The sequence below is a fragment of the Sedimentibacter acidaminivorans genome, from assembly GCF_017873955.1.
Lineage (GTDB): Bacteria > Bacillota > Clostridia > Tissierellales > Sedimentibacteraceae > Sedimentibacter > Sedimentibacter acidaminivorans.
Window position 1 is genome coordinate 25,608 of the sequence record NZ_JAGGKS010000007.1, and the last position, 25,691, is coordinate 51,298.

At 30.6% G+C, this 25,691-nt stretch carries 20 protein-coding genes; 10 read left to right on the forward strand and 10 right to left on the reverse strand.

The genetic code is table 11. The annotated features are described in order from the left end of the window. Window positions 1-21 precede the first annotated feature (21 nt). The 5 genes from hprK to J2Z76_RS11600 all read left to right on the forward strand — a co-directional run bounded on the left by hprK (window position 22) and on the right by J2Z76_RS11600 (window position 8,361). The gene (gene hprK / locus J2Z76_RS11575; RefSeq protein WP_209512225.1) at window positions 22-936 is read left to right on the forward strand and encodes an HPr(Ser) kinase/phosphatase; all 915 of its coding nucleotides are present in this window, start codon (window positions 22-24) and stop codon (window positions 934-936) included. A 328-nt stretch (window positions 937-1,264) separates the two neighbouring features. Next, the gene (gene nifJ / locus J2Z76_RS11580) at window positions 1,265-4,807 is read left to right on the forward strand and encodes a pyruvate:ferredoxin (flavodoxin) oxidoreductase (protein ID WP_209512226.1); all 3,543 of its coding nucleotides are present in this window, start codon (window positions 1,265-1,267) and stop codon (window positions 4,805-4,807) included. 192 nt (window positions 4,808-4,999) lie between these two features. Continuing rightward, complete coding sequence (gene prxU, locus J2Z76_RS16695) at window positions 5,000-5,722, forward strand: thioredoxin-dependent peroxiredoxin (protein WP_245210437.1); 723 nt, start codon at window positions 5,000-5,002, stop codon at window positions 5,720-5,722. Between the two features lie 190 nt (window positions 5,723-5,912). Continuing rightward, window positions 5,913-7,289: a UDP-N-acetylmuramoyl-tripeptide--D-alanyl-D-alanine ligase gene (locus J2Z76_RS11595; protein WP_342455040.1), complete on the forward strand. Its 1,377-nt coding sequence runs from the start codon at window positions 5,913-5,915 to the stop codon at window positions 7,287-7,289. Between the two features lie 13 nt (window positions 7,290-7,302). Next, window positions 7,303-8,361, forward strand: a complete 1,059-nt coding sequence (locus J2Z76_RS11600; protein ID WP_209512229.1) for a D-alanine--D-alanine ligase family protein — start codon at window positions 7,303-7,305, stop codon at window positions 8,359-8,361. Between the two features lie 70 nt (window positions 8,362-8,431). On the opposite strand, the gene kce is transcribed toward J2Z76_RS11600, so the two are convergent. Beyond that, on the reverse strand, window positions 8,432-9,244 hold the full coding sequence (kce, locus tag J2Z76_RS11605; protein ID WP_209512230.1) for a 3-keto-5-aminohexanoate cleavage enzyme: 813 nt from the start codon (window positions 9,242-9,244) through the stop codon (window positions 8,432-8,434). Window positions 9,245-9,604: 360 nt separating this feature from the next. Between kce and glpX the strand changes: the two genes are divergently transcribed. Continuing rightward, window positions 9,605-10,585 (forward strand): class II fructose-bisphosphatase, encoded by a 981-nt coding sequence (gene glpX, locus J2Z76_RS11610; RefSeq protein ID WP_209512231.1) that lies wholly within the window; start codon window positions 9,605-9,607, stop codon window positions 10,583-10,585. A gap of 69 nt (window positions 10,586-10,654) precedes the next feature. On the opposite strand, the gene J2Z76_RS11615 is transcribed toward glpX, so the two are convergent. From J2Z76_RS11615 to J2Z76_RS11640, 6 genes are all read right to left on the reverse strand, one after another. Continuing rightward, entirely contained in the window at window positions 10,655-12,109 is a 1,455-nt protein-coding gene (locus J2Z76_RS11615; RefSeq protein ID WP_209512232.1) for a 4Fe-4S dicluster domain-containing protein, read from the reverse strand. Then, a complete protein-coding gene (locus J2Z76_RS11620; RefSeq protein WP_209512233.1) occupies window positions 12,106-13,272 on the reverse strand; it encodes a SpoIIE family protein phosphatase in 1,167 nt (388 codons plus the stop codon). Before J2Z76_RS11620 ends, J2Z76_RS11615 begins: the two co-directional genes overlap by 4 nt. A 1-nt stretch (window position 13,273) precedes the next feature. After that, entirely contained in the window at window positions 13,274-14,989 is a 1,716-nt protein-coding gene (locus tag J2Z76_RS11625; RefSeq protein WP_209512234.1) for a [Fe-Fe] hydrogenase large subunit C-terminal domain-containing protein, read from the reverse strand. Between the two features lie 10 nt (window positions 14,990-14,999). Then, on the reverse strand, window positions 15,000-15,245 hold the full coding sequence (locus tag J2Z76_RS11630) for an NAD(P)H-dependent oxidoreductase subunit E (RefSeq protein ID WP_209512235.1): 246 nt from the start codon (window positions 15,243-15,245) through the stop codon (window positions 15,000-15,002). Between the two features lie 264 nt (window positions 15,246-15,509). Next, window positions 15,510-16,394 (reverse strand): YihY/virulence factor BrkB family protein, encoded by an 885-nt coding sequence (locus J2Z76_RS11635; RefSeq protein ID WP_209512236.1) that lies wholly within the window; start codon window positions 16,392-16,394, stop codon window positions 15,510-15,512. Window positions 16,395-16,482: 88 nt separating this feature from the next. Continuing rightward, entirely contained in the window at window positions 16,483-16,875 is a 393-nt protein-coding gene (locus J2Z76_RS11640; RefSeq protein WP_209512237.1) for a hypothetical protein, read from the reverse strand. A 271-nt stretch (window positions 16,876-17,146) separates the two neighbouring features. On the opposite strand from J2Z76_RS11640, the gene rho reads away from it, so the two are divergent. The 3 genes from rho (at window position 17,147) to J2Z76_RS11655 (ending at window position 20,594) form a co-directional block, all read left to right on the forward strand. After that, window positions 17,147-18,637, forward strand: a complete 1,491-nt coding sequence (rho, locus tag J2Z76_RS11645) for a transcription termination factor Rho (RefSeq protein WP_209512238.1) — start codon at window positions 17,147-17,149, stop codon at window positions 18,635-18,637. Window positions 18,638-18,755: 118 nt separating this feature from the next. After that, the gene (rpmE, locus tag J2Z76_RS11650) at window positions 18,756-18,956 is read left to right on the forward strand and encodes a 50S ribosomal protein L31 (protein WP_209512239.1); all 201 of its coding nucleotides are present in this window, start codon (window positions 18,756-18,758) and stop codon (window positions 18,954-18,956) included. Between the two features lie 321 nt (window positions 18,957-19,277). Beyond that, the gene (locus tag J2Z76_RS11655; RefSeq protein WP_209512240.1) at window positions 19,278-20,594 is read left to right on the forward strand and encodes a pyridoxal phosphate-dependent aminotransferase; all 1,317 of its coding nucleotides are present in this window, start codon (window positions 19,278-19,280) and stop codon (window positions 20,592-20,594) included. A gap of 61 nt (window positions 20,595-20,655) precedes the next feature. On the opposite strand, the gene J2Z76_RS11660 is transcribed toward J2Z76_RS11655, so the two are convergent. The 3 genes from J2Z76_RS11660 to J2Z76_RS11670 form a co-directional block, all read right to left on the reverse strand. Then, complete coding sequence (locus J2Z76_RS11660; protein WP_209512241.1) at window positions 20,656-21,396, reverse strand: AIR synthase related protein; 741 nt, start codon at window positions 21,394-21,396, stop codon at window positions 20,656-20,658. 81 nt (window positions 21,397-21,477) lie between these two features. Continuing rightward, complete coding sequence (locus tag J2Z76_RS11665; protein WP_209512242.1) at window positions 21,478-23,067, reverse strand: putative ABC exporter domain-containing protein; 1,590 nt, start codon at window positions 23,065-23,067, stop codon at window positions 21,478-21,480. Continuing rightward, on the reverse strand, window positions 23,064-23,774 hold the full coding sequence (locus J2Z76_RS11670; RefSeq protein ID WP_209512243.1) for an ABC transporter ATP-binding protein: 711 nt from the start codon (window positions 23,772-23,774) through the stop codon (window positions 23,064-23,066). Before J2Z76_RS11670 ends, J2Z76_RS11665 begins: the two co-directional genes overlap by 4 nt. Before the next feature lie 243 nt (window positions 23,775-24,017). Here J2Z76_RS11670 and dnaX point away from each other — a divergent pair, with 243 nt between their 5' ends. After that, window positions 24,018-25,688, forward strand: a complete 1,671-nt coding sequence (gene dnaX, locus J2Z76_RS11675) for a DNA polymerase III subunit gamma/tau (protein ID WP_209512244.1) — start codon at window positions 24,018-24,020, stop codon at window positions 25,686-25,688. Window positions 25,689-25,691 lie beyond the last annotated feature (3 nt).

Consider the following 25,691-nt stretch of genomic DNA (forward strand, 5'->3'; position numbering starts at 1 on the left):
GAAAAGGATGGTATATCACATATGGCATATGTTAAACTTGAAGATTTAGTAGTAAATATGGGGCTTCAACCTGTATATTACCCTGATAATATTCAGTCAAGAATATATACTCCGGAAATAGTGAGGCCAGGACTGCAAATGGCAGGGTATTTTGATTGGTTTTCTTTTGAAAGGGTACAAATTATAGGAAAAACTGAGATGTTTTATATAAGGACTTTAGAAGAAGAGGTAAAAAAACAGAGATTGGATAGATTTTTTAGTTATCCTATACCAGCACTTGTTGTAGCTAATGAAATGGATGTTGATGATACTGTTATTTACTATGCTAAAAAATATAAAAGACCCGTTTTTAAAGCAAATGCAAAAACTACAAGACTAGTTAATGGTATGATAAGCTATTTAGAGGAACAACTTGCACTAGAAACAACTATACATGGTGTATGTCTTGAGGTTTTTGGCATAGGAGTATTTATAAAAGGAAAAAGTGGTATAGGAAAAAGCGAAACTTCTCTTGAACTTATTAATAGAGGACACAGGCTTATAGCAGATGACGCTGTTATAATTAGGAAAATAGATAATAGATTGAAGGCAACATGTCCTGAACTTACCCAACATCTTATGGAAATTAGAGGGGTAGGGATATTAGATATAAAACATTTGTTTGGCGTAGGCTCTATAAAATTAGAACAATTTATTGAACTTGCAATTGAATTGGAAGAATGGGACAATAAAAAAGAATATGATAGAATTGGATTAGATGAAAATTTCATAGAAATACTAGATGTAAGAGTTCCTACTGTTATAATACCCGTAAGACCAGGTAGAAATATATCAGCTATTATTGAAATTGCAGCTAAAAATTACAGGCAAAAACTTTTAGGGTATAATGCCCTTGACATGTATAACAAAAGATTCTACAATATGGTTCAATCTTAGTTTATAGAAATTATTAAGATTTATTAACATAAATAACTGTATTTTTGATTTTGTTAAAGAATCATACAAGTGCAATAAAATGAAACATGTTTTATGAAACTTGCAAAATTAATAATTACGGTAACGTCACATGTTAATATTATTTACTGGAAAACGACTATTTATTAATAAAAATAAGTAAATCATCAAAAAAATTAATTTAAACATCTCTTTATTTTTATATAAAAATGTTATGGATATTAAGTATTTTTATAGTTGCAATCTCAATTAATTTAAGATATAATTCTATGAGATATTTAATTATTAATACAATTAGGAGGAAATATAAATGTCAAAAGTTATGAAAACAATGGACGGAAATACCGCTGCAGCATATGTATCATATGCCTTCACTGATGTAGCTGCAATTTTCCCTATAACACCTTCTTCACCAATGGCTGAACTTGCTGATGAATGGGCAGCTCATGGTACGAAGAACATATTTGGTCAAACTGTTAAAGTTGTTGAAATGCAATCAGAAGGTGGAGCTTCAGGTGCTGTTCACGGCTCATTACAAGCAGGCGCTTTAACAACTACTTACACTGCTTCTCAGGGATTATTATTAATGATTCCTAATATGTATAAAATAGCAGGAGAGTTATTACCAGCAGTATTCCATGTATCTGCAAGAGCATTAGCAGGTCATGCATTATCTATATTTGGAGATCACTCTGATGTTATGGCAGCAAGGCAAACTGGTTTTGCATTGTTAGCTTCAAGCAGCGTTCAAGAAGCTATGGATCTTGGAGGAGTTGCACACTTAGCGACTATCAAAACAAGAGTTCCTTTTGTCCATTTCTTTGATGGCTTTAGAACTTCACATGAAGTTCAAAAAATTGAAACAATTGATTATGCAGATCTTGCAAAACTTGTAGACATGGATGCAGTAAAGGAATTTAGAGACAGAGCTTTAAATCCAGAACACCCAGTTACAAGAGGAACTGCACAAAATCCTGACATATTCTTTCAAGCTAAAGAGGCTTCTAATAAGTTTTATGATGTAGTACCAGATGCAGTTTCAGATTACATGAAAGAAATTAGCAAAATTACTGGAAGAGATTATAAACCATTTAATTATTATGGAGCACCAGATGCTGAAAACATAATAGTAGCAATGGGTTCAGTTACAGAAACAGCAGAGGAAGTAATAGATTACTTAACTGCTAAAGGCGAAAAAGTAGGTATGGTAATAGTTCACCTTTACAGACCTTTCTCATCAAAATATTTCTTTGATGTAATGCCAAAGACAGTTAAGAAAATAGCTGTATTAGACAGATGCAAAGAACCAGGATCTCCGGGAGAACCATTGTATTTAGATGTTAAATCAATGTTCTATGAAAAGGAAGATAAACCAGTAATAGTTGGAGGAAGATACGGACTTGGATCAAAAGACACTACTCCAGCTCAAATATTTGCGGTTTACAACAACTTAAATGAAGAAAAACCAAAAACTGATTTTACAATTGGTATAGTTGATGATGTTACATTTAAATCATTAGAAACTCCAGCATTAGTTAATACTTCAGCATCTGGAACAGTAAGATGTAAATTCTGGGGACTTGGTTCAGATGGAACAGTAGGCGCTAACAAAAGTGCAATAAAAATAATTGGAGACCATACAAGTATGTATGCTCAAGGTTATTTCTCGTATGACTCTAAAAAATCAGGTGGAGTTACTGTATCACACTTAAGATTTGGTAAATCTCCTATTAAATCAACATATTTAATTGATGAAGCAGATTTTGTTTCAGTTTCTCAACAATCATATGTTGGTAAATACGACATGATAACTGGCCTTAAAAAAGGTGGAGCATTCTTATTAAATACAATGTGGACAGCTGAAGAATTAGATGCTAATTTGCCAGCAGAAATGAAAAAATATATTGCTACAAATGATATTAAATTCTATACTATTGATGCTACAAAGATAGCAAATGAATTAGGACTTGGAAACAGAACTAATATGATTATGCAATCTGCCTTCTTTAAATTAGCTGATGTTATTCCAGTTGATGAAGCAGTAGGATATTTAAATGATTCTATTGTTAAATCATATGGTAAAAAAGGTGATGCTATTGTTAACATGAACAAATCAGCTGTTGAAAAAGGAATAACAGAACTTGTTAAAGTAGAAGTACCTGAATCTTGGAAAACAGCAAGTGAAACAGCAAGCGAAGTTATAGAAGAAAACAGACCAGAATTTATTAAAAATGTAGCTGATGTTATGAACAAACAAGAAGGAGATAAACTTCCTGTAAGCACATTTGTGGGAACAGAAGATGGTACATTCCCAGCAGGAACATCTGCTTATGAAAAAAGAGGTATCGCAGTAACTGTACCTGAATGGATTCCTGAAAATTGTATTCAATGTAATCAATGTGCATTTGTTTGCCCTCATGCTGTTATTAGACCAATGTTATTGAACAAAGAAGAAAAAGAAAATGCGCCAGAATCATTCAAAACAATTAAAGCTACAGGTAAAGGCTTTGAAGATTTAGAATATAGACTTCAAATAAGTACTTTAGATTGTACTGGATGTGGAAACTGTGCTGATATATGTCCTGCTAAAAATAAAGCTTTAGTAATGGAACCAATTGCAACTCAGGCAGACGAGCAAATACCAAACTGGGATTATGCAACAAACAATGTTGCAATTAAAGATACATTAATGGATAAAAACACTGTAAAAGGTAGTCAATTCTGTAAACCATACTTTGAGTTCTCAGGAGCTTGTGCTGGTTGCGGCGAAACTGCATATATTAAAGCTGTAACACAATTATTTGGTGATAGAATGATGATTGCAAATGCTACAGGATGTTCATCAATTTGGGGAGCATCAGCACCAGCAACTCCTTTCTGTAAAGATGTTAATGGAAGAGGACCTTCATGGGCTAACTCACTATTTGAAGATAATGCTGAATTTGGATTAGGTATGTTTATTGGTGTTAACCAAATGAGAGATGCTATCCAAATGTCAATGGAAAAATTAATAGCTTTAGATGTTGCAGCTGAAGTTAAAGACGCTTGTGCAAATTGGATTGCTAATAAAGAACTTGGAGAACAATCTAAAGGGGCATCAGCAAAAGTTCTTGCAGTATTAGAAGGATTTAAACCATGCTGTGATGAATGTTCAAAAGCTGTTAAAGAAATTTTAGACAAAAAAGACTATCTTGTTAAGAAATCTCAATGGATAATAGGTGGAGACGGTTGGGCATATGATATTGGATATGGCGGATTAGACCACGTATTAGCTTCAGGAGAAGATGTAAATGTATTTGTATTAGATACAGAAGTTTATTCAAATACTGGAGGACAATCTTCAAAAGCTACTCCAACTGCATCAGTTGCAAAATTTGCAGCATCAGGTAAGAGAGTTAAGAAAAAAGATTTAGGTATGATAGCAGCAACTTACGGATATGTATATGTAGCTCAAGTTGCAATAGGTGCTGACAAAAACCAATATATGAAAGCTTTAAAAGAAGCAGAAAGTTACAATGGACCATCACTTATAATAGCTTATGCTCCATGTATAAATCATGGTATTAAAGCTGGAATGGGTAAAACTGTAGAAAGAGAAAAGAAAGCTGTAGAAGCTGGATACTGGCATTTATACAGATTCAATCCTCTTCTTAAAGAAGAAGGAAAAAATCCATTTATATTAGATTCTAAAGAACCTAAAGCTTCATTCAAAGAGTTCTTAGAAGGTGAAGTAAGGTATACATCATTGAAAAGCTCATTCCCAGAGATAGCTGAAGAATTATTTATTAAGGCAGAAAATGATGCTAAAGAAAGATATGAAGGCTATAAGAGAATGGCAGAAATGAAGTTTTAATAAACTTAAATTAAAATTATAGAAGTGTAAAAATATAGAAACACCCCGTAAAATATAGATAAAAGTATATTTGAGGGGTGTTTTTTATTACTTTTATTTACCATATTTGTGTTAGAATAGTAAAAATTGTGGTATAATAATAAATAATAGTAAGTTTAACATGTATTAATCTATTTTATACAGGAGGCCCTTATGAAAGAAATAAAAGCAGGATGTAGTGTACCTGTAAGCAGTGAAGAACAACAACCTATATTAACAAATGAAGATATTTTTTTATCACAAAATTTATTAAAGGAGGAACAAAGAATGATTAAGGTGGGTAAACCAGCACCACAGTTTTCAGCGTCAGCATATTATAATGGCAAGTTTGTAAATGTTAGTTTAGAAGATTATAAAGGTAAATGGGTATATCTTTGTTTTTACCCTGGGGATTTCACATTCGTCTGAGCTACAGAAGTAGCAGCAGTTGCTGCTAAGAATTCTGAGTTTGAAAAACTAGATACACAAGTTTTATCAATAAGTGTTGATTCGGTATTTACGCATAAAATTTGGAATGATCAAGAACTATCAAAGATGATAGGAGGTAATATTCCTTTCCCAATGTTATCTGACCAAAACGGAGAGATAGGAAAAATGTATGGTATTTATAATGAAGAAAGTGGTACAGAGACTAGAGGAAGATTTATTATAGATCCAGATGGTATTGTTCAAGCATTTGAAGTACTTACTCCTCCTGTAGGGAGAAATGTATCGGAAGGATTAAGACAGTTAAAAGCGTATCAGTTAGTTAGAGAAACTGGAGGAGCGGAAGTAACACCTTCAGGTTGGCAACCAGGTAAAAAAACATTAAAACCTGGACCAGATCTAGTAGGAAATGTGTGGAAAGAATGGGACGTTAAAGAAGCGTTTGAATAATAATATGCAGTGATGAAAAGCAAGCCTTTGATTAAATAAAATTAGTCAGGCTTGTTTTTTGTTGTTAAATTTGCCTTGCTAAAATAATAAAACTACAATATAATGTTAATAAATGCAATGTTATATTTAAATTACACTTATATATATCATGTGTTTCACTATATATATTAATGTAGGGAAGGATAAAGAAGTGATAAAAATTACAATTAAAGAGGCTGCTGAAATATTAAATGCCGATTATTTTGGAGACAAAGATAAATTAATATGCGGAGTGAGCATTGATTCAAGGGAAGTATCTGAAAATAATCTATTTGTACCTATTAAGGGGTTAACTACTAATGGGCACAACTATATAGCTAGTGCAATAGAAAAAGGTTCAATTGCAACATTGTGGAATATAGATGAACCAAATCCTCCAACAGATATTGCGGTTATTTTTGTTAATGATACTGTTATAGGGTTACAAAAGTTAGCAGAAGCATATAGAAATAAATTACAAACTAAAATTGTAGGGATAACAGGAAGTAATGGTAAAACATCAACTAAGGATATTACTGCTGGGATATTGTCTCAAAAATACATAACACAAAAAACATTAGGTAATTATAATACTGAAATAGGTGTTCCGTACACACTTCTCAGTTTGGACGAAAATTGTGAAGTTGCAGTTATAGAAATGGGAATGGAAAGAGCTGGTGAAATTGAATTTTTAACTCGTTTAGTAAGGCCAGATATTGGAATTATTACAAGTGTAGGACTTGTTCATATAGATAACTTTGATTCTATAGAAGATATTGCATGCGCTAAGCTTGAAATCGTAAAAGGAATAAAAAATGATGGATTATTTATTTATTACGGTGATGATGAATTAATTCAAAATACAGTGAATAATACAGAAATTAAAAACTCTATAAAAAGGCAAACATTTGGTGAAAATCGTAAAAATAGCTTGTGGTTAAAAGAATTTAAAGAGGATATCAATGGAATAAGCTTTAAAATTAGTGATGATGGATGTAGTGATTTTCATATGGAGATGTTAGGGAAACATCAAGCTTTAAATGCCCTTGCAGCTATTTTAGCAGCAAAGGAACTTGGTATGACTTATGAAGAAATAAAATTTGGATTATCTAAAATTGAAAAGACAGGATTAAGAAATGAAGTATTAAAAATAAAAAAGTGTACTATTCTTAATGATTGTTACAAGTCAAATCCAGTTAGCATAAAAGCTGCATTAGATATATTTGAATTATTTGAATCTTCTAAGAAAGTAGTAGTACTAGGGGATATGTTAGGCTATAGAGAAATGAGTGAAGACACACATTATAATGTTGGAAGAGATTTATCTGCTTATAAGATAGATGAACTTATTACAATTGGTGAAATGGCTAAATATATGGCACAAGGCGCACGTGAAAACACAGAAATAAAAAGTATAATTGAGTTTGATAATAAAGAACAAGCTACACAATATATAAGTAAGTATCTAGCTGTGGATTCTGCAATTCTTATTAAGGGCTCGAGATTTTTAAAACTAGAAGAAATAACTAATACATTAAAACAACTATAAGGGGGTATATGGTATGAATAAAATTAAATTAGCAATTGTTTTTGGTGGCAAATCAAGTGAATATTCAATATCTCTTCACTCTGTATCAGCTATAATAAATAATGTTCCTCGAGACAAATTCGATGTAACTTTAATAGGAATTACAGAAGAGGGAAAATGGCTTTACTATGACGGTGATGCTGAAAATGTAAATAATGATACTTGGAACAAAAATAATAATCTAAATCAAGTAGTTTTAAGCTTAGATAACGGGTTTAAGGGTTTTATAAAACTTTTAGGAGACAATAAATATGAAAAAATGGATATAGATTGTGTTTTTCCAGTGCTTCATGGTAAAAATGGTGAAGATGGTACTATTCAGGGATTGTGTCAATTAGCAGGCATTCCTTTTGTAGGATGCGATATGACTTCTTCGGCGGTTTGCATGGATAAAGAATTTACTCATGTGATATGTGAAATGGCAGGCATAAAAACAGCGCCATTTATGGCAGTTGTTAATACAAAGACTCTTAACTTAAAATCACTGTATGAAGAAGCTTGTGAAAAATTATCTCTTCCTATGTTTATAAAGCCTTCAAATGGTGGTTCATCTTTAGGAATAAGTAAAATTAGAAACTATGATGAATTTGAAAAAGGTATTATGGAAGCTTTTGAGTATGATAAAAAGGTAGTAATTGAAACAATGATTGATGGTTTTGAAATTGGATGTGCCGTAATAGGTAATGATGAATTGATTGTTGGAGAAGTAGATGAAATTGATACAAAAAATGATTTTTTTGATTATGTTGAGAAATATCAGCAATCAAATTCTAAAATATATTGTCCAGCGAGAATTAGTGATGAATTAAAAAATAGGGCAAAAGAAATAGCAAAAATGACTTATAAAGCTTTAAGATGTTCTGGTATGGCTAGGGTAGATATGTTTTTAACTTCTTCTAATGAAATACTTTTGAATGAGGTAAATACTATACCAGGTCTAACTGATGTTAGTAGATATCCATCTATGCTAAAAAAAATTGGCATTGAATATAAGGATTTAATAGTTAAATTAGTAGATTTAGCAATGGAATGATAAAGAAGTAGTAGGGTGGCATTATATTCGTACCCTACTACTTCTTTTTTATATGTCTTTAATTAAATTTCTATTTAAGTCCCAATATTGCTCTTGCTTCATCTGGAGTTGCAACTTCACGTCCCATTTCTTTAGATATACGTGCTATTCTTTCAACTAATTGAGCATTAGATGTTGCTATTTCACCTTTTTTATAGTAAATATTATCTTCAAAACCAGTTCTAGCATGGCCGCCAAGCATTATAGCAGCAATGTTTAAAGGTAATTGGTATCTACCTACACCTGCAACTGTCCATGTAGAGCCTGCTGGTATTGATTCAACCATATACAATAAATCTCTTAACTCTCCACCCATTGCGCCTGGTACGCCAAGAACAAAATCAAAGTGCATAGGTGATTTAATTATACCTTTTTTAGCCATTCTAACAGCTGTATCAATCATACCTTTTTCAAAACATTCAAGTTCTGGTTTAACTCCTAATTCATTCATACGATTTGCAAATATTCTTATATTTGCTTCAGTATTCATAAATACATCATCTGCAAAGTTGCATGTTCCCATGCTTAGTGTAGCCATTTCTGGATTTAATTCAATTGGCTGCATCCTTTGCTCAGGTGTATGCCAAGTAGCTCCACCAGTAGATGGTTGAAATATAATGTTGCATTTTGCTGCAGTTTTTTCTTTAATTTCTTTATAAACTGCATAATCTTGAGTAGGATTTCCCTCTGCGTCTCTTGCATGAACATGAATCATTGATGCCCCAGCTAAATAGCATTGATATGCCGCTTCTGCAATTTCATCTGGTGTAAGGGGTAAATTTGGTTGCTGTTCTCTTGTTACTTCTGCGCCTGTTAAACAAGCGGTGATAATTAATTTTTCCATAGTAAAACCTCCATATTTTTTTTGCCTAACTATATTTTACAATATTTACATAGTATAGTCAATGTCATGAAATACTAAAAACCACAATTTATTTTTACAATATGAAACTTAGTATTAACATTTTAAAGCATCAGTAATCATGAAAAGTAATGAGAGCACTCTATGTGCACATTTTATTTACTGTTTTAAGATAGTAATATAATTATTAAAAAAGCATATAAAAAAATATGATTTCATGATATGCTATATAATATTAGAATACTATATTTAAATAAAAAATAAGTAATGTAACATATTCACAAAATAATGGATATATGTTATACTAATAATATAATAATATAAAGGAGAATTACAAAAATAATGGATAGAGAATTAGCACTAAATATTGTAAGAGTTACAGAAGCTGCTGCTCTAGGCTGTGGAAAATATTTTGGAAGAGGGAATAAAGAAATAGCTGATCAAGCTGCTGTTGATGGAATGAGAAGTATGTTTCAAGTACTTGATATCTCAGGAACTGTCGTAATTGGTGAAGGAGAAATGGATGAAGCACCAATGCTTTACATAGGCGAAAAAATAGGTACTTGGGAAGAAGGTTCACCTGAAATTGACATTGCAGTAGATCCACTCGATGGAACAAATTTAATAGCTAAGGGTTTACCTGGTGCATTAGCAATAGTTGCCGTGGCGCCAAAGGGTTGTTTACTTCACGCACCAGATATGTATATGGATAAGATAGCTGTTGGACCTAAGTCAGTTGGATGCATAGATATAATGGCTCCATTAGAACAAAACTTATATAATGTAGCAAAAGCATTGAAAAAGAATATTACTGATATTACGGTTACGATGTTAGATAGAGAAAGACACAGTGATTTAATAAATAGGGCAAGAAGTGTTGGAGCAAGAATTAAGTTATTTGGTGATGGAGATGTTGATGCAGCAATTGCAACATGCTTTGGTGATTCAGGAGTCGATATTATGGTAGGTAAAGGAGGAGCACCAGAAGGAGTTATAGCAGCTGCAGCTTTGAAATGCCTTGGCGGTGAATTTCAAGGAAAACTAGTTCCCGAAAACGATGAAGAAATACGAAGGTGCAAGGAAATGTGCAATACTGATAAATGGGATAGAGTTCTTACTATGGAAGATTTAGCAAAGGGCGATGATGTAATATTTGCTGCTACAGGCGTGTCTGATGGTGAACTTTTAAAAGGTGTTAGATATATGTCTGATAACAGGGCTAAAACATATTCTATGGTAACAAGATCAAAATCAGGAACCATTAGATTTATAGATACAATACATGTTTTGGACAAAAAACCTAAATATGCGTACGTTAAGTAAAATAATAAAACTCTATGTTTGATATTCAGACATAGAGTTTTGTTTTACATAGTGTTTACTATTAAAATGTTATAATTCTAAATTTATATTTTCTAAGTTAAAAACTCTTAAAGAATCCTTAGTAGATTTTTCTTTTGCTTTATTAGCGTGAGTATTAATAATGTTGGCGCCAGATTTTTTTTTGTATAAAGAAACGGGACCATTAACACAACCGCCTTTACAAGCCATACCTTCTATAAAATTACCATTAAGTCTTCCTAATTTTGCAAGTTTAAGTGCCTTATCACATTCCTCTAAGCCATCACATATAACAGGTTTTAATTCTATGTTAAGATTTTGTTCCTCTATAGAATTTTGTATTGCTTTTGTTACTCCTCCTGAATGTGCAAAAATTCTACCGAAGTAAGAAGCATTATCTAAAGGTGAACCCTTGCATTCAGCAGGGTCTATTTCATATGCATCAAGAAATGCTATAAGTTCTTCAAAACTCATGCTATACTGTATATCATCCTTAAGATTATCACAAGTGATTTCAGCTTTTTTACCAACGCATGGACCTATAAAAATTATTCTTGCATTTTCATCAGTACTTCTTATAAGCCTTGCGGTTGCTATCATTGGGGAAACTGAAGTCGATATATTTTCAATTAGTTCTGGGTACTTTAACTTTATATACGATACAAATGCAGGACAACATGATGATGTAATAAATTTTTTATGCTTAAGTTCGTTTTCTAGTAACTTTGATTCATAATTTGCAACAATATCTGCTCCTATTGCAGCTTCTACAACTTCATAAAATCCCAATTGTTTTATAGCAGAAACAACATTATCAATTTCTGCATCTGGAAATTGTGCTGATATAGAAGGAGCAACAATACAATAAACTTTATATTGTGTATTATGTTTTGATTCATTAATTATTTTCATAATATCTAAAATATGTGATTTATCTGTAATTGCTCCAAATGGACATCTTGAAACGCAGGCACCACAATTTATGCATTTGTTTTTATCTATTATTGCTTTTTTAGTTTCAGGATTTATATTTAACGCTTCTACTTTGCAAGATGTTTTACATGGCCTTTTTACATCTGATATTGCTTCAAATGGGCAAACATCTCTACATTTCCCACACTCTATACATTTTTCTTGATTTATATGAGCTCTTTTATTAACTATTTCAATAGCTCCAACCGGACAATTTTCTTGGCAGTGATGAGCTAAGCAACCTCTACAAGCTTCCGTTACAGAAAATCTATATACGGGACATTCATCGCAGGCTAGATCAATTATATTTACTACTGGATTTTTAGAAGTATGAAGTACATTTTTTATTCTTTCTCCTATTATGGCTCTTTCTTTATAGATACAACACCTTGTTCCAGCATTTGGACCAGGAATGATTCTTTCGGGAATACTTAATAATTCTTTTGTTAAATTTCCACCTTTCTCTGATTTTATTAGTTCTTTTAAGACTTTATACTTTATATATTGCGCATGATTATCAAATTTTTTTTTCATAGATATGTTACCTTAACTTCCTTTCCAGTCTTTTGTAGTTCTTTTATTAAATCGTATATTATTTTTAGTTTTATATTGAATCCTGCTGGAAAATTCGGGTTTTGATGAGCAGGATTAATAGCCTTGCCTACGTAAAGATTTATATGTGTACTTTGTTCGGTTAAAATTCTTGTTAAAAGGGAACAGCCATCAAAGGTATTGTTCTCTATTTTATTTTCATAGCTACATTTATTGTATTCTTTAATTTTTTCAAGTGTCTTTCCCAAAGTAAGTACGCCTTCTGTAACTAAGTCAAAACCATCCATATATGCAATTGGAGGTATATCTTTACTTATTGAGTCTAAATCTATTTCAAGTTCTCTTTTTAATTCTCTTTCTGCGATTAGAGCAGTTGTACCACCACATATAATTTTCCTACTGCCTGGTTCTAACATTTTTTCTGCTAGAAAGCAATCCAATGATTTGTTAGATGGAGGTCCTATAAAAATATCAACATACTCAGGATCTCTTACTTTCAATGTTAGAATGGTAGTATCATCTCCAGGCTTATTATTATAAAGATTATTACATACACCTATAAAATTTCCATTAATTAATTGAGATGAGTTATTCACATCGTTTAGATTTTTGAGATAATCATTTATCTCATCCCATGCCCAACCAAGGTTAAGCATTTGACCTATGCCTGCATGAATTGCCCCATCACTTACTACACATAGTGTGTCTCCTAAATTAAGATGTATATTTGATTCGAATATTTTCTTTGAACCAATAGTTCTTTGAATCCTATCTACTGAAATACTTCTACCATGAGAGTAATAAAAATATGAAGGATTATCATACTCAGCTATATAGGCATTATTATCTTTATCTATTTTAATAATTGTAAATGTGGAATAGGCTAATTTTCTAACCTTGCATTCTGGCAATGTATTTATAATGGTTTCAATTGTTTCATCAATAGTAGCACCATTTTTGAGCATTGTGACAGCAATTTTAGTTGTCATTGTTGCTAAAATATTAGCTTTGACACCGCTTCCTAGACCATCTGATAAAACTATTATAGAGCCTTCGTCATTGTTTATAAATTCAACCTTATCTCCACATAACTCTTCACCATTTTTATTTATACTTTTATAATTAAAATCTATAAAACTTTTCATTTTATTTACCATTTTCCTCGAGTACAACCTTTTTAAGTTTAAGAAGTGCTGCTTTTGTTTCAGCAGTTGTTTCACCTAGAAGACCTGCAATTTCTTGTGCAACTCTCATTTGCTTCTCTATAACTTTATCTGCTGTTTCAATTGTATTTAACTTTAAATTAATTAGCTGATTTTTTTTAAATTCATCATCAGTGATATCATTTAATATACCAAAAAGTATTTTGTTTTTTGGAAGATAAATAATGCTTTCGTAAGATGTTAATCCATACTTTTCAATATATACTTTTTTTCCTATGATATTTTCGCCTGTACTGATTACTTCTTCATAATCTTCACAGGACAATATACTTGAAAGATGATTTCCTCTTATGTTATTTATCTTTGCTTTAAAAACATCTTCACCAACTGGATTTAGGTCTATTATGTTCAAATTTATATCTGTAATAACTAGAATATTTGGAGAGTATTCAAATATTATATTAGATAATTTTTCAGCCTTATTTCTCATATAAGGTATACACATTTCTGTATATGATAAGCCCTCGATTACTGAAATGGCCTTGTCTCTGCATGTTTCATAACCACATGCACCACAATTCAGTTCATCAGCTTTAGTATGTTTTCCGATTTTTCCTAATATAGAAATAATATCATCTTCAGTGTATGTTGGATACACATATCCTTTGTTTCTAAAATGTCTTGAATAATCTAGCTTTTTATCATCTGAGTTATAATTTAAATACTTAATATTTTTAGTTGGTGTAATTTTACTTTTAGCGTGGGTTTTTCTAACATAAACATTTTTGCTATTTCTAGGAACAGCAGGTCCACCCATGCAACCACCAGAACAGCAATTAGCTTCAATGCAAACATTATTTAATTCACCATTTATCAATGCTTCAAAAGCTTCTTTTAAATTATCAGTACCCGATACTGAAAGAGGTGTAAAGTTATTTTGCGATAATACATCTTCCATACCAGACAATATACCTTTTTCTAATGGATACTTTTTGCCTGTATAGTTTCCTTCTAAATCAGGTAGAGTATCTTCAAATGATGAAATATCTATATTTTTTAATTCTAGCCATTTATCTAATTCTTCGAAAGAAATTACTGCATCTATAGTTCCTGATAGTTGATAACCATATGCTTCGCATTTTTTTGAAATACAAGGACCTAAAAATACGATATAGGTATCATCTCCATGACGTTTGCGTATCATTTTACAGTGAGCTATCATAGGAGAATCCACAGGTATCATATATTTTATGAGTTCTGGATAATAAGTTTGTATCATCATGTTTGCAGATGGACAGCAAGTTGTTATAGCATTATTTGTATTTGTATCATTTATATATTCTTTGTAAATTTCAGTTATGTGCTGTGCACCTATTGCAGTTTCCTCCACAAGGGACACACCTATATATTTTAATGCTGAAATCAATTTGTAAGGTTCTTCATATACACCAAGGTAAGAAGGAGCAATAGAAATAACGACATTTCTTCCACTTCTAACCGCTTCAACCACATTGTCTAAATCACTATGGATATTCCGTGCATTTTGAGGACAAACCAAAAAGCATTTTCCACAGGCAATACACTTATCTTCAACAATTTGAGCTTGGTCATTAACCATTTTAATGGCCTTAACACTACAATTTCTTACACATTTGTAACAATTTCTGCAGTTTGCTGGGAAGAAGTCAAGTATTTTCATAGTAGCCTCCTTAAATTATGTTAGTTAAAACAATTTCTTCTAAAAAAATTTCTGCAGTTTCAGGTTCAACTGAATAAATTTTGTTATTAAATTTAACAGAAACTGCCTCAGTACAATGACCTAGACAAAATGCTGCCTTAATAATTATAGAATTTGTTAAATTATTATCATTAATATATTTTTTAAACTTCTCTATTACATCATAGGAGCCTTTTAAATGACAGGCACTTCCTACGCATATACTCAGTTCTAACATTTCACAACCTCCACTAATGTCCTTGTATTCTAATAAAGTTGAAAAATTTCTAATAGAATAAAACTTGTACAATATAGTTATTATAAACTGCTCAATAATTAAAGTCAATAAGTTCGTTAAATAATTAACTAAAATATAAAAACAACTACTTTAAGTATGAAATATCTACAATAATTTAACAAAAGAAAGAAGTTGGAAAAATAGGTAATAGGTAATAGTGAAATGTAGTGTGCTCATTACATGAAGTCTAGTAAGATGATTCAATTAAATTATTTTATTAATTATTGGAATTCTAAAAATTATATTTTCATATTTCTCTGTAAGGTTGTTTGATTTATAATATGCAATCATTGCATTAATTTCTCCACCTATTAATATAATTGTACTGCTTATATACAACCAAACTAATAAAGCTATCATTCCACCGATACTTCCATATATTTTAGAATAACTTCTGAAGTTATTTACATAAAATGAAAATGCCAGAGAAGTACATAACCATCCCATTGTGGTAAAAATAGAACCAAAAATAACTTCTGATAGTTTTTGATTACGATTTGGACTAAATTTATAAAATATAGAAAAAACCATAATCATTGAAACAAGAGGGATTATGTATTGTATAATTTTCCATGAAAAATATAAGATCTTTGACGATCCAAAATAAGTATATAAATAATCGCTAACAAATTGTCCGAATACCAATAATAAAAAGGTAAAAACAATAGTAATTGCTAAGCCTATGGTGAATAATATCCCCATTATTTTTATTTTCCATAGAGGCCTGTTTTCTTTGAAGTTATATGCTTTATTCAATCCTTTAATCATAGCACTAATACCTTTTGAAGAACTCCATATAGTAGCAAGCATACCAACTGATAGTAATGTTAAACTTCTAGCTCCTAATGTTTCATTAATAATCCCAAGAATTAAACTGCTCGTTTCCTGTGGTAAAAATTTTACTATGTTTTCTATGACATCTGCTGTAGAAATAGGGGTAAAGCTTAGCGTATTTAATAAAAATATTAAGAAAGGGAAGAAGGACAAAATTAAGTAATAAGTGATTTGTGCACTCAAACCACTTATATTATCATCTTTATATCGAAAAATTAATTGTTTTATATATATTTTTTTTGTTAGTATTTGCATACAATACACCCCACAAATAATAAAATAAAAAGTGGTGTACACCACTCTTAATTTTATTATTAAATTTATGAAAATATGTATTTTTTTATCATCTTTTACGTTTGTGTTTCTTATCAAAATAATCAATACCCATTTTTAAAATATGGCCTACAACTTGTACATACTCAATTGTTATTTCTGCCTTTTTAGCTGCAGTATTTGATGAATCTGATATATTATTTTGAATGTTTTCGGCAGTATTTGTTAATGTTGTAATACCTTCCTTAACATCACCAGTTATACTTTTGATATCAGATGCAATAACTGGCAAAGATTCCATAGTGCTATCGATGTTTTTTCTATTAGTTTCTACTAAAAGTCTTAATTCTTTTAAGAAAAGATTGATATTTCTAATACTTATAGTAAGATAAACTAATACAGCAAATATTGCTGTATAAAGAAAAAATGAAATAATTTGATTTATTGTTATAGTAATTTCCATTAATTCACCTACTATTTTTAATATCTTTTTATAATTACTAATAGTTATCAGTTAAGCATATCATAATTTTGATTTTTTGTCAAATTATGCAAAATAAACAAGAATATTTGAATTATGTGCAATTTTAAATGCTTATAAAGAATATTTCTTGACTTAAGTATTTCTAAGTGATATTATTGATGTTGCCAGTCTATATAATATCCTAAAATTCCCATTAAAATTAAAATTATAAAGTACAAGGCTAATCATCGGTTTTTATGGAGGTGTTTTTTTGAACATAACCGAATTAACAGGTTTAAAAGTTGCGGAACTTAAAGAACTTGCAAAAAAAAGAGGAATTCTTGATGCTTACAAATATAAAAAGGATGAATTAATGCTAAAAATTAGTGAAACCTTTACAGATGATTTTGATAAGTCGGAAGAATTTATTAATAACGATTTAAATGATGAAAATAAATTACAAAAAGAAAAAGATTTTGAAGAGAAAAAAGTGATTGAAAATGCCAGTGCATTAGAGGAATTTGAAAATCAACAAGATGCAGAAGATTTAAAAAAGAAAAAGCAGAAAGAAAAGCATAAAAAGGAATTGCCGGATAGATTAGCTGATGAAATTGAATCAAGCGAAGAAGTTCTGAGTGTAATGGGTATTTTGGAAACACATCAGGATGGATATGGATTTTTAAGGACTAATAATTATTTAACAAGCGAAGATGATGTTTATATTTCGCCCTCTCAAATACGAAGATTCCGTTTAAAAACAGGAGATAAAATTAGTGGTATTACAAGACCACCAAAACAAGGTGAAAAATTTAAAGCACTATTATATGTTAAAAAAGTAAATGATGAAAATCCAGAGCTTTCTAGAAATAGAAAGGATTTTGATACACTTACACCTATTTATCCCAATGATAGAATAAAACTTGAAATAACTCAAAAAGATATAGCAATGAGAATAATAGATTTAGTTGCGCCTATAGGAAAAGGACAAAGGGGTATGATTGTTGCACCACCTAAAGCTGGAAAAACAACAATATTGAAAAATTTAGCAAATAGCATAGCTGAAAATTTTCCTGAGGTAGAAATTATAATGCTTTTAATTGATGAAAGACCTGAGGAAGTTACAGATATGAAAAGGTCTGTAAAGGGAGATGTTGTTTATTCAACTTTCGATGAGCTGCCTAAAAATCATATTAAAGTAGCGGAAATGGTTTTAGAGAGAGCAAAGAGACTTGTAGAACATGGCAAGGATGTTGTAATTTTATTAGACAGTATAACTAGATTAGCGAGAGCATACAACTTAACAATACCACCAACAGGTAGGACGTTATCTGGAGGACTAGATCCTGGTGCGTTGCATGGACCAAAAAGGTTCTTTGGAGCTGCAAGAAATATAGAGTTTGGTGGAAGTTTAACAATTTTAGCAAGTGCATTGATAGAGACAGGAAGTCGAATGGATGATTTAATATTTGAAGAGTTCAAAGGAACCGGAAATATGGAACTGCATCTTGACAGGAAACTTTCAGAAAAAAGAGTATTCCCAGCACTTGATATAAACAAATCTGGTACTAGAAGAGAAGAACTTTTATTAAAACCTGAGGAACTTCAAGCTATTTGGCAAATAAGGAAAGCATTAAGTAATTTTTCAGTTTCAGATGTTACTGAAAGAATGCTTGATGGTTTGCTAAAAACTAAAACAAATGGTGAATTTATAAAAGATGCAAGTAAAATATTAAACATTGAAAAAATGAGAAATGATTATTAAATAATAGTCATACTTGTAAAAAAGATATTGTAAAATATAAACTCATATGCTATAATACTCGAAGTATGTTGTTAATTATAAAAATTAATATAAAAGATAGTGGAAAGAGGTGAACGGGATGAAAAAAGAAATACATCCAGACTATAAAACAGTAACAGTTAGATGTGCATGTGGTAATACTTTTGAGACAGGTTCAGTATTAGATGAAATCAAAGTTGAAATATGCTCAGAATGTCATCCGTTTTTTACTGGTAAACAAAAGTTTATCGACCAAGGCGGTAGAGTTGACAAGTTTAAGAAAAAATACAACAGAGATTAAGAAATACAAAACTTTAAAGATTCGATATATATCGAATCTTTTTGTCTTTTTTTGCATATCAAAAAGATTAACTTAAGTTAATTGTTAAAATTATTTAATTATGTTGCTTCGTAAATATTTTGTAATGGCTTAAAGCACTTAAATAAGCCAAAAACTATCGTTTCATTATTTTGATTTTCTGTAACAATTAATAAAAATTAATAAATAATTTCCTTAAATTATGATATACTCATGTTGAATGCAATAAATTTAAATTAAAATTCAAATCAAGGTAAAACCTTGTCAAGGTATAGTAATTATAAAAATTTAGGAGGCTTTTAAATGAGTAAACCAATATTATCAGATCACTTTAAATCAAGGACGCCATCGGATGTTAGACTAGCGCAGATGAAATATGATGAACGTAAGGTTAAACCAGAAGCAGTAATTAATGTAGGTATTGGAAATGTTTCGCTTCCAACAAATCCTGCTATGCAGAAAAGGATGTTTGCATTAGACGCACCTGAAAGCCCATTTTCAAAAGGAGTAATAAGATATACAAGTACTGCTGGCTTTGTTGAGTGCCAGGATGCATTTAAAAACATTCTTAAGTGTGAAGGTTTTGATACTGAAAAATTAATTGTTCAGATAACTGATGGTGGATCTTCTAGCATGGAATTGTTGTTAGTTGGTGTTTGTGGAGATGCAGGTACTGATGACAAGCCACTTATGATGATAGATCCAGCTTATACAAATTATATATCCTTTGCAGAAAGAATAGGACGTACTACTGTTACTGTAAAACGTCATTTAAGCGATGATGGTAAGTTTAGTCTTCCTGAATTGGATAAAATTGAAGAAACTATTAAAAATAATAATCCAGGAGCACTTCTTGTTATACCTTATGACAATCCTACAGGACAGTTATATGACTACGAAACACTAAAAGAGCTTGCTAAATTATGTGTAAAATACAATATGTGGATGGTAAGTGATGAAGCTTATCGAGAATTATTTTATGAAGAAGGAAGCCAACTTGTTAGCATTTGGGGTATTACTGATGCAGATGTACCTGGTATTGAAGGAAGAAGAATTAGTATAGAAACTACATCTAAAGTTTGGAATGCATGTGGTTTAAGAATTGGTGCGTTAATCACTGATAATCCAGAGTTTAATAATCGTTCAGTAGCTGAATATACTGCAAATCTCTGTGCTAATGCAATTGGTCAGTATATATTTGGAGCACTTGCACATGAAAATAAAGACCAAATTGTTGGTTGGTGCAAGAGTTTACGTGAATATTACAAAGAACTAATATTTAATGTATATAATGGATTGAAAGAGCAAGAACCAGGTTTGATAGTTTCAAGTCCAGATGCATCCATTTACTCAGTTATTGATGTTAGAAATGTTGTAAAACCAGGTTTTGATGCAATAGACTTTGTATTATATTGTGCACAAGAAGGATCTGTAAACTACAATGGAGTTGAAACAACGCTTTTAGTAGCACCTTTGAAGGGATTCTATGACATTAAGTCTGGAGAAAATAATCCTGGAAATACTCAATTCCGTATTTCATTTGTAGAAACACCTGAAAATATGGCAAAAGTTCCTGAATTATTTGTTAAGCTTTTAAGACAGTACGAAGCTCAAAGATAATAGGGTAATATATAATAATAAAAACAGTGCAGATATTTAATTTGCACTGTTTTTATATAATTTAATAAAATGAACCTAGCACTTCGATGGGTTTTCTTATTAAATTATCAATTTTTTTCATGTTATCACCATTAATAGTTACTAAACAGCAGCATGATGGACCAGCTGATTTAGCAATATCTACTGAAATATCTGAGTTATATTTAAAGTTTATATTATTATATGAACATAGATCGTTTAATTCAGAAGAAATACCTCTTGATCCAATGGGCAGTATTTCATGTATGAAATCACTTAGATATAAATTTTCAAAATCTGAGATATCCATTATTTTATCAGGATTATTAACCACTTCATTTCCAACAAGGGGTAAACCTAAAAGAACACATATGTCAGTGCTTTTAGTTTTCTTGTATTTTAATTTTTCTTTACGGCATATTCCAATACAAGTTACACCCATTGATGTTTGAACAGTTTTCATATTTTCCTCAGTGCTGCCCGTCATATGTACGTTGCATGTTTTCAGCATAGATAGAGCCTTGGTAAAACCTTCTATTAATTCTTTTCCTGTGTCATTCATTTCTACTGCTAAGCCATCTGATAGTATAATGGGTTCAAATCCCATACTCAAAAGCTCAGCAAGAACAACTTTTGCAGTTTGATGAGCTACTATATGAGGAGATGCTTTAACAACATCAAATTCTTTATTTCCTATTGCTCCGCAGGAATCGCAAGAAATTCCCATATACCTATTTTCATCTATTGAGATAACAGTTAAATCTCTTACCTGTTTTATTTCCATTTTGAATTCTCCTAAACTTATTATCTATTAAAAGTATTTTAACATATAATCCCATTGGTTTCTATAATAATTTTATATAAACTACCTGTTGTTTAGTTCTGCGTAGTTTAATATATCCCTGCATAGGAAAATTACAAATGCAGAAATTAATATATTCCATATGAATGTGATTAAAAGACCTGCAATGATAGGATCTAAAACACTAATTGATGCAGATGTAAAAATGGCAATTATAATCCCTGGTAAAGCAAGTATCATCATTATTATAATATATAAGAACATAATTATTACTTTGCTATTAAGTGAACCTAATAGCCTTTCTGTCAATATATTACCTGACATAAATAAAATACCAAATCCTATTCTTGCTACTATACATACCGCTATATTAATAGGAGAGATATCTAGCAGTATACCAATGGAAATAAATAGTATGATAGCTTCTGTTGTTATCTTTAAAATGTTTTCTTTGGATATTTTAATAAGTTTTAAAAACGGATTGACTGGTATCATGTAGACAAATGGCATTTTAAGTTCGCGAATCCATCTTCCAGTAGCTGTTGAAAAAATTTGCATATATGTTGAAAAAATAAATATAGGCAATATATTTTCAGAATTTTGATTAATTACATTACTTGTGAAAAAAGCATATACAATTGATATTATTATAAATATTATGGATGTCTTATCTATTAAAAAAAGTCCCGAACGCCTATTTTCAATTAAATGTTTATAAAAGAAAACATCAGCTCCTGTTCCTCTATTTATGCCTATTCTACCAACCCTTACATTTTTTCTTGCATCAGTTATATTGCCTTCCTTTTTAGCTGTTATTGCACTATGGGACACCTCGGTAGCTAGAAGCACATCTTCATAAAAATCAGACCTAATTTTAGTTATAGCATATACAATTACAAAAATAGAAAGTAAAGTTAAACCAACACCACTAATTATATGAATATAATTAGCTGAGAAAACGCCAACTACAGCCATTTTTACCCAGCCTACAACTGGAAGTAAATTTAGCCAAAATGAATTTGTAGCCTCAACAGCAGAATCTATAATATTTTCAGTGCCAGTTACAGTTTTATAAAAAATATAAGAAACAACTAAAGCAGATAATCCTACTATAATGAACTTAATTTTTGCTTGAAGTTTTTCATCATTGCTTGAGAATGAATATATTGCCATTGCTGCAAGTTGAGAACAAAAAACAACTATGCAATATCCTATTAGAATTACAATAAGCCCACCAAATGATAATCCATAGGTCATATTTAGCCATGCGTATTGATATATCAAAAAAACTCCAACTAACAAAGATGTTCCCATTTGTTTTATAAGGCCATATATTAATATCCTTTTGGTTGATATGGGAGTTGAAAACAATAAACTAACATCAGCCATAGAATAAAAGCTTGCGCCTGATGACAAACCTTTTAAGCTTGTTGCTATAAATAGGTATGAATATAAAGCAAATACAATAGCATAAAGTTCATTCGTATTTCTTAAATTATCAGATGGTAAATCGGAATCTAAGGATCTTGAAAAAATAACTAAAGCCAGCATTGCTATGAAGAAAATTATAGCAATAAGTTTCCCGGGATTTTTTCTTAATTCCTTTATAGAATTTTTAATTGTTGTGAAAAAAAGATAACTTAATGCTTTCATTGATCATCACACTTCTTTTCCGTAATTTCAAAGAAAAGCTGTTCTAGAGTTTTATCACTCTTATCTTCTGAATTATTATACTTAGTTGCCTCAAAGGATCCATTTACCATAATGTGTGCCACATCCCAATAGTCTTCAACACTATCTAGCATATGTGTGCTTATTAAAACAGAAGCTCCTTCGTTTTTTAATTCTACAAACATTTTTTTTAATTCTTTAATTGCATGTGGGTCGAGCCCAACCATAGGTTCGTCGAATATAATTACTCTTGGTTTGTGAAGAATAGCACAGCAGATGCTAAGTTTTTGTTGCATACCCTTTGAAAGCTCCTTGCCAAGTTTATTCTTTTTATCCATTAATTCAAACCTAGTAAGAAGTTCATCACCATAGTTCTGCCAATTATCAAGCTCATATGCTCTTCCAATAAACTCAAGGTGCTCACCTACTGTTAACAAATCATAAACAGCTGGCATTTCAGGGATATAACCTAAAAGCCTTTTCGCTTCAATTGTTTTATTTTTGTGCTCACATATATCTATGTCTCCCTCAAATCTCAATAGACCGGCAATGCATTTAATTATAGTAGATTTACCAGCACCGTTAGGACCAAGTAAAATAGCTATTTGCCCATCTTCAACACTAAAACTTATTTTGTTATTGGCGATGAACCTGCCATATTTTTTCGTTACATTGTATACATTAAACATAATAATCTGATTTCCTTTCAAGTATTAAAAATATGAAATGCATATATTTGATATTAGTATATATTATACCTTGTTATAATTCAACTATTTATGGTGTAAACTATCATTTATCAATGCTAAAATTATACAAAATACGTTCTGAAACTTTCATTTAAAAGTTGTGCAACGTATTTTTATGTGCTATAATTATTTAAAGTTTTTATAAAATAAATGATAAACGCAAAATAATTAGGTGGTGAGTTCGTGTCGCATCAAGCTATATATAGAAGGTTTAGACCAAAAATATTTGATGATGTTTTAGGTCAGGAGCATGTGACTAAAACTATAAAAAATCAAATTTTATCAGATAATATTGCTCATGCTTATTTGTTCACTGGAATTAGAGGTACTGGAAAAACTTCTACTGCTAAAATATTTGCTAGAGCAGTAAACTGTACTAATAATCATGATGGTAATCCATGCAATGAATGTGAATCATGTAAGAGTATACTTAATGAAACAAATATGGATGTTATTGAAATGGATGCAGCTTCAAATAATGGAGTAGAAGATATAAGGGAGCTTAGAGATAAGGTGAAATTTCTCCCTGTAAATAGCAAACATAAGGTATATATAATAGATGAGGTTCACATGTTGTCAAAGGGTGCTTTTAATGCGCTTCTTAAAACATTAGAAGAACCACCAGAACATTTACTATTTATACTAGCAACAACAGAACCACATAAGATTCCACCTACAATTTTGTCTAGATGTCAAAGATTTGATTTGCATAGAATAAAAATACCTACTATTGTAGAAAATATGAGGAAAATTTGTGATGAAATAAATGTTGATATAGACGAAAATGCACTGAAGCTTATAGCATCAAATTCAGAAGGAGCTATGAGAGATGCACAAAGTATATTGGATAGATGTTTATCATTTACGAATGATAAAATTGATTACGAAACTGTAATAAATTTACTAGGTACAGTTAATTATCAAACGATTATGGAAGTAGCAAGTTCTTTATTAGAAAAGAATATTGAAAAAACCATGGTATTAGTTGATGATATACTAGATAAGGGAAAAGAGTTAAGTTTTTTCTTAGATGAGTTAATCATATATTTTAGGAATTTATTAATTATAAAAACAACTAATTCAATAGATAATTTGACAAAAGTTTCAGAAGATGCTGTAAATGAACTTAAAGTAATAAGTGAAAAAATATCTATAGATGAAATAGTTTATTACATAGAGGAATTATCTTCAACTCAGGTTGATTGTAAGAGGGCATTAAATCCAAAAATTCTTCTAGAGACTAAACTTATTAAAATGATGCATAACTCTAATACCTTTAATATTGAAGAATTGGTTAAAAGAATTGAAATGCTTGAAAATGGTATAAAAAGTGACAAACCAATATACATTAAGCAAGTAAATACATCACCAAAACAAAAAGAAGTTGAAAAATCTGCAATAAATCTTACAAAAGATCAACCTTCTATAAAATCTGAAAAAAGCGAAGAAGAAAAGCCTGTGAAAAAATCTATTCCTAGAAATATGGGTGATGAAGAAATCTATAATGGAGTAGTTAATGGATGGCAGAACATATTAAGGAAAATACGAAGTGAAAATGCAGGACTTCAGGCAATAATTAGAGAATGCAACATAGTTGAGGTGAAAAATAAAAAAATAGTATTTGAATTTGATCCTAAATTTACATTTCACATAAATGCTGCAAATCAATCGAAAAATAAAACAAAGTTTAAAGAAATTCTAAGTGGCTTTCTTAATACAGAATGCGAAGTAGAATTTATTATAAGAAATGAAGAAAAAAAACAGTCAAAGCCGAAACAAACAATAGAAGATATATATGAAGATTTAAAAAATGAATTTGGTGAAGACAAAGTAGAATTTAATCAGGAGGATTAGTAA

Excerpts from the sequence above, each read along its gene's own strand:
- hprK (WP_209512225.1), top strand. The coding sequence starts at position 22 with ATGGCATATGTTAAACTTGAAGATTTAGTAGTAAATATGGGGCTTCAA.
- nifJ (WP_209512226.1), top strand. The coding sequence starts at position 1,265 with ATGTCAAAAGTTATGAAAACAATGGACGGAAATACCGCTGCAGCATAT.
- J2Z76_RS11600 (WP_209512229.1), top strand. The coding sequence starts at position 7,303 with ATGAATAAAATTAAATTAGCAATTGTTTTTGGTGGCAAATCAAGTGAA.
- kce (WP_209512230.1), bottom strand. The coding sequence starts at position 9,244 with ATGGAAAAATTAATTATCACCGCTTGTTTAACAGGCGCAGAAGTAACA.
- glpX (WP_209512231.1), top strand. The coding sequence starts at position 9,605 with ATGGATAGAGAATTAGCACTAAATATTGTAAGAGTTACAGAAGCTGCT.
- J2Z76_RS11615 (WP_209512232.1), bottom strand. The coding sequence starts at position 12,109 with ATGAAAAAAAAATTTGATAATCATGCGCAATATATAAAGTATAAAGTC.
- J2Z76_RS11620 (WP_209512233.1), bottom strand. The coding sequence starts at position 13,272 with ATGAAAAGTTTTATAGATTTTAATTATAAAAGTATAAATAAAAATGGT.
- J2Z76_RS11625 (WP_209512234.1), bottom strand. The coding sequence starts at position 14,989 with ATGAAAATACTTGACTTCTTCCCAGCAAACTGCAGAAATTGTTACAAA.
- J2Z76_RS11630 (WP_209512235.1), bottom strand. The coding sequence starts at position 15,245 with ATGTTAGAACTGAGTATATGCGTAGGAAGTGCCTGTCATTTAAAAGGC.
- J2Z76_RS11635 (WP_209512236.1), bottom strand. The coding sequence starts at position 16,394 with ATGCAAATACTAACAAAAAAAATATATATAAAACAATTAATTTTTCGA.
- J2Z76_RS11640 (WP_209512237.1), bottom strand. The coding sequence starts at position 16,875 with ATGGAAATTACTATAACAATAAATCAAATTATTTCATTTTTTCTTTAT.
- rpmE (WP_209512239.1), top strand. The coding sequence starts at position 18,756 with ATGAAAAAAGAAATACATCCAGACTATAAAACAGTAACAGTTAGATGT.
- J2Z76_RS11655 (WP_209512240.1), top strand. The coding sequence starts at position 19,278 with ATGAGTAAACCAATATTATCAGATCACTTTAAATCAAGGACGCCATCG.
- J2Z76_RS11660 (WP_209512241.1), bottom strand. The coding sequence starts at position 21,396 with ATGGAAATAAAACAGGTAAGAGATTTAACTGTTATCTCAATAGATGAA.
- J2Z76_RS11665 (WP_209512242.1), bottom strand. The coding sequence starts at position 23,067 with ATGAAAGCATTAAGTTATCTTTTTTTCACAACAATTAAAAATTCTATA.
- J2Z76_RS11670 (WP_209512243.1), bottom strand. The coding sequence starts at position 23,774 with ATGTTTAATGTATACAATGTAACGAAAAAATATGGCAGGTTCATCGCC.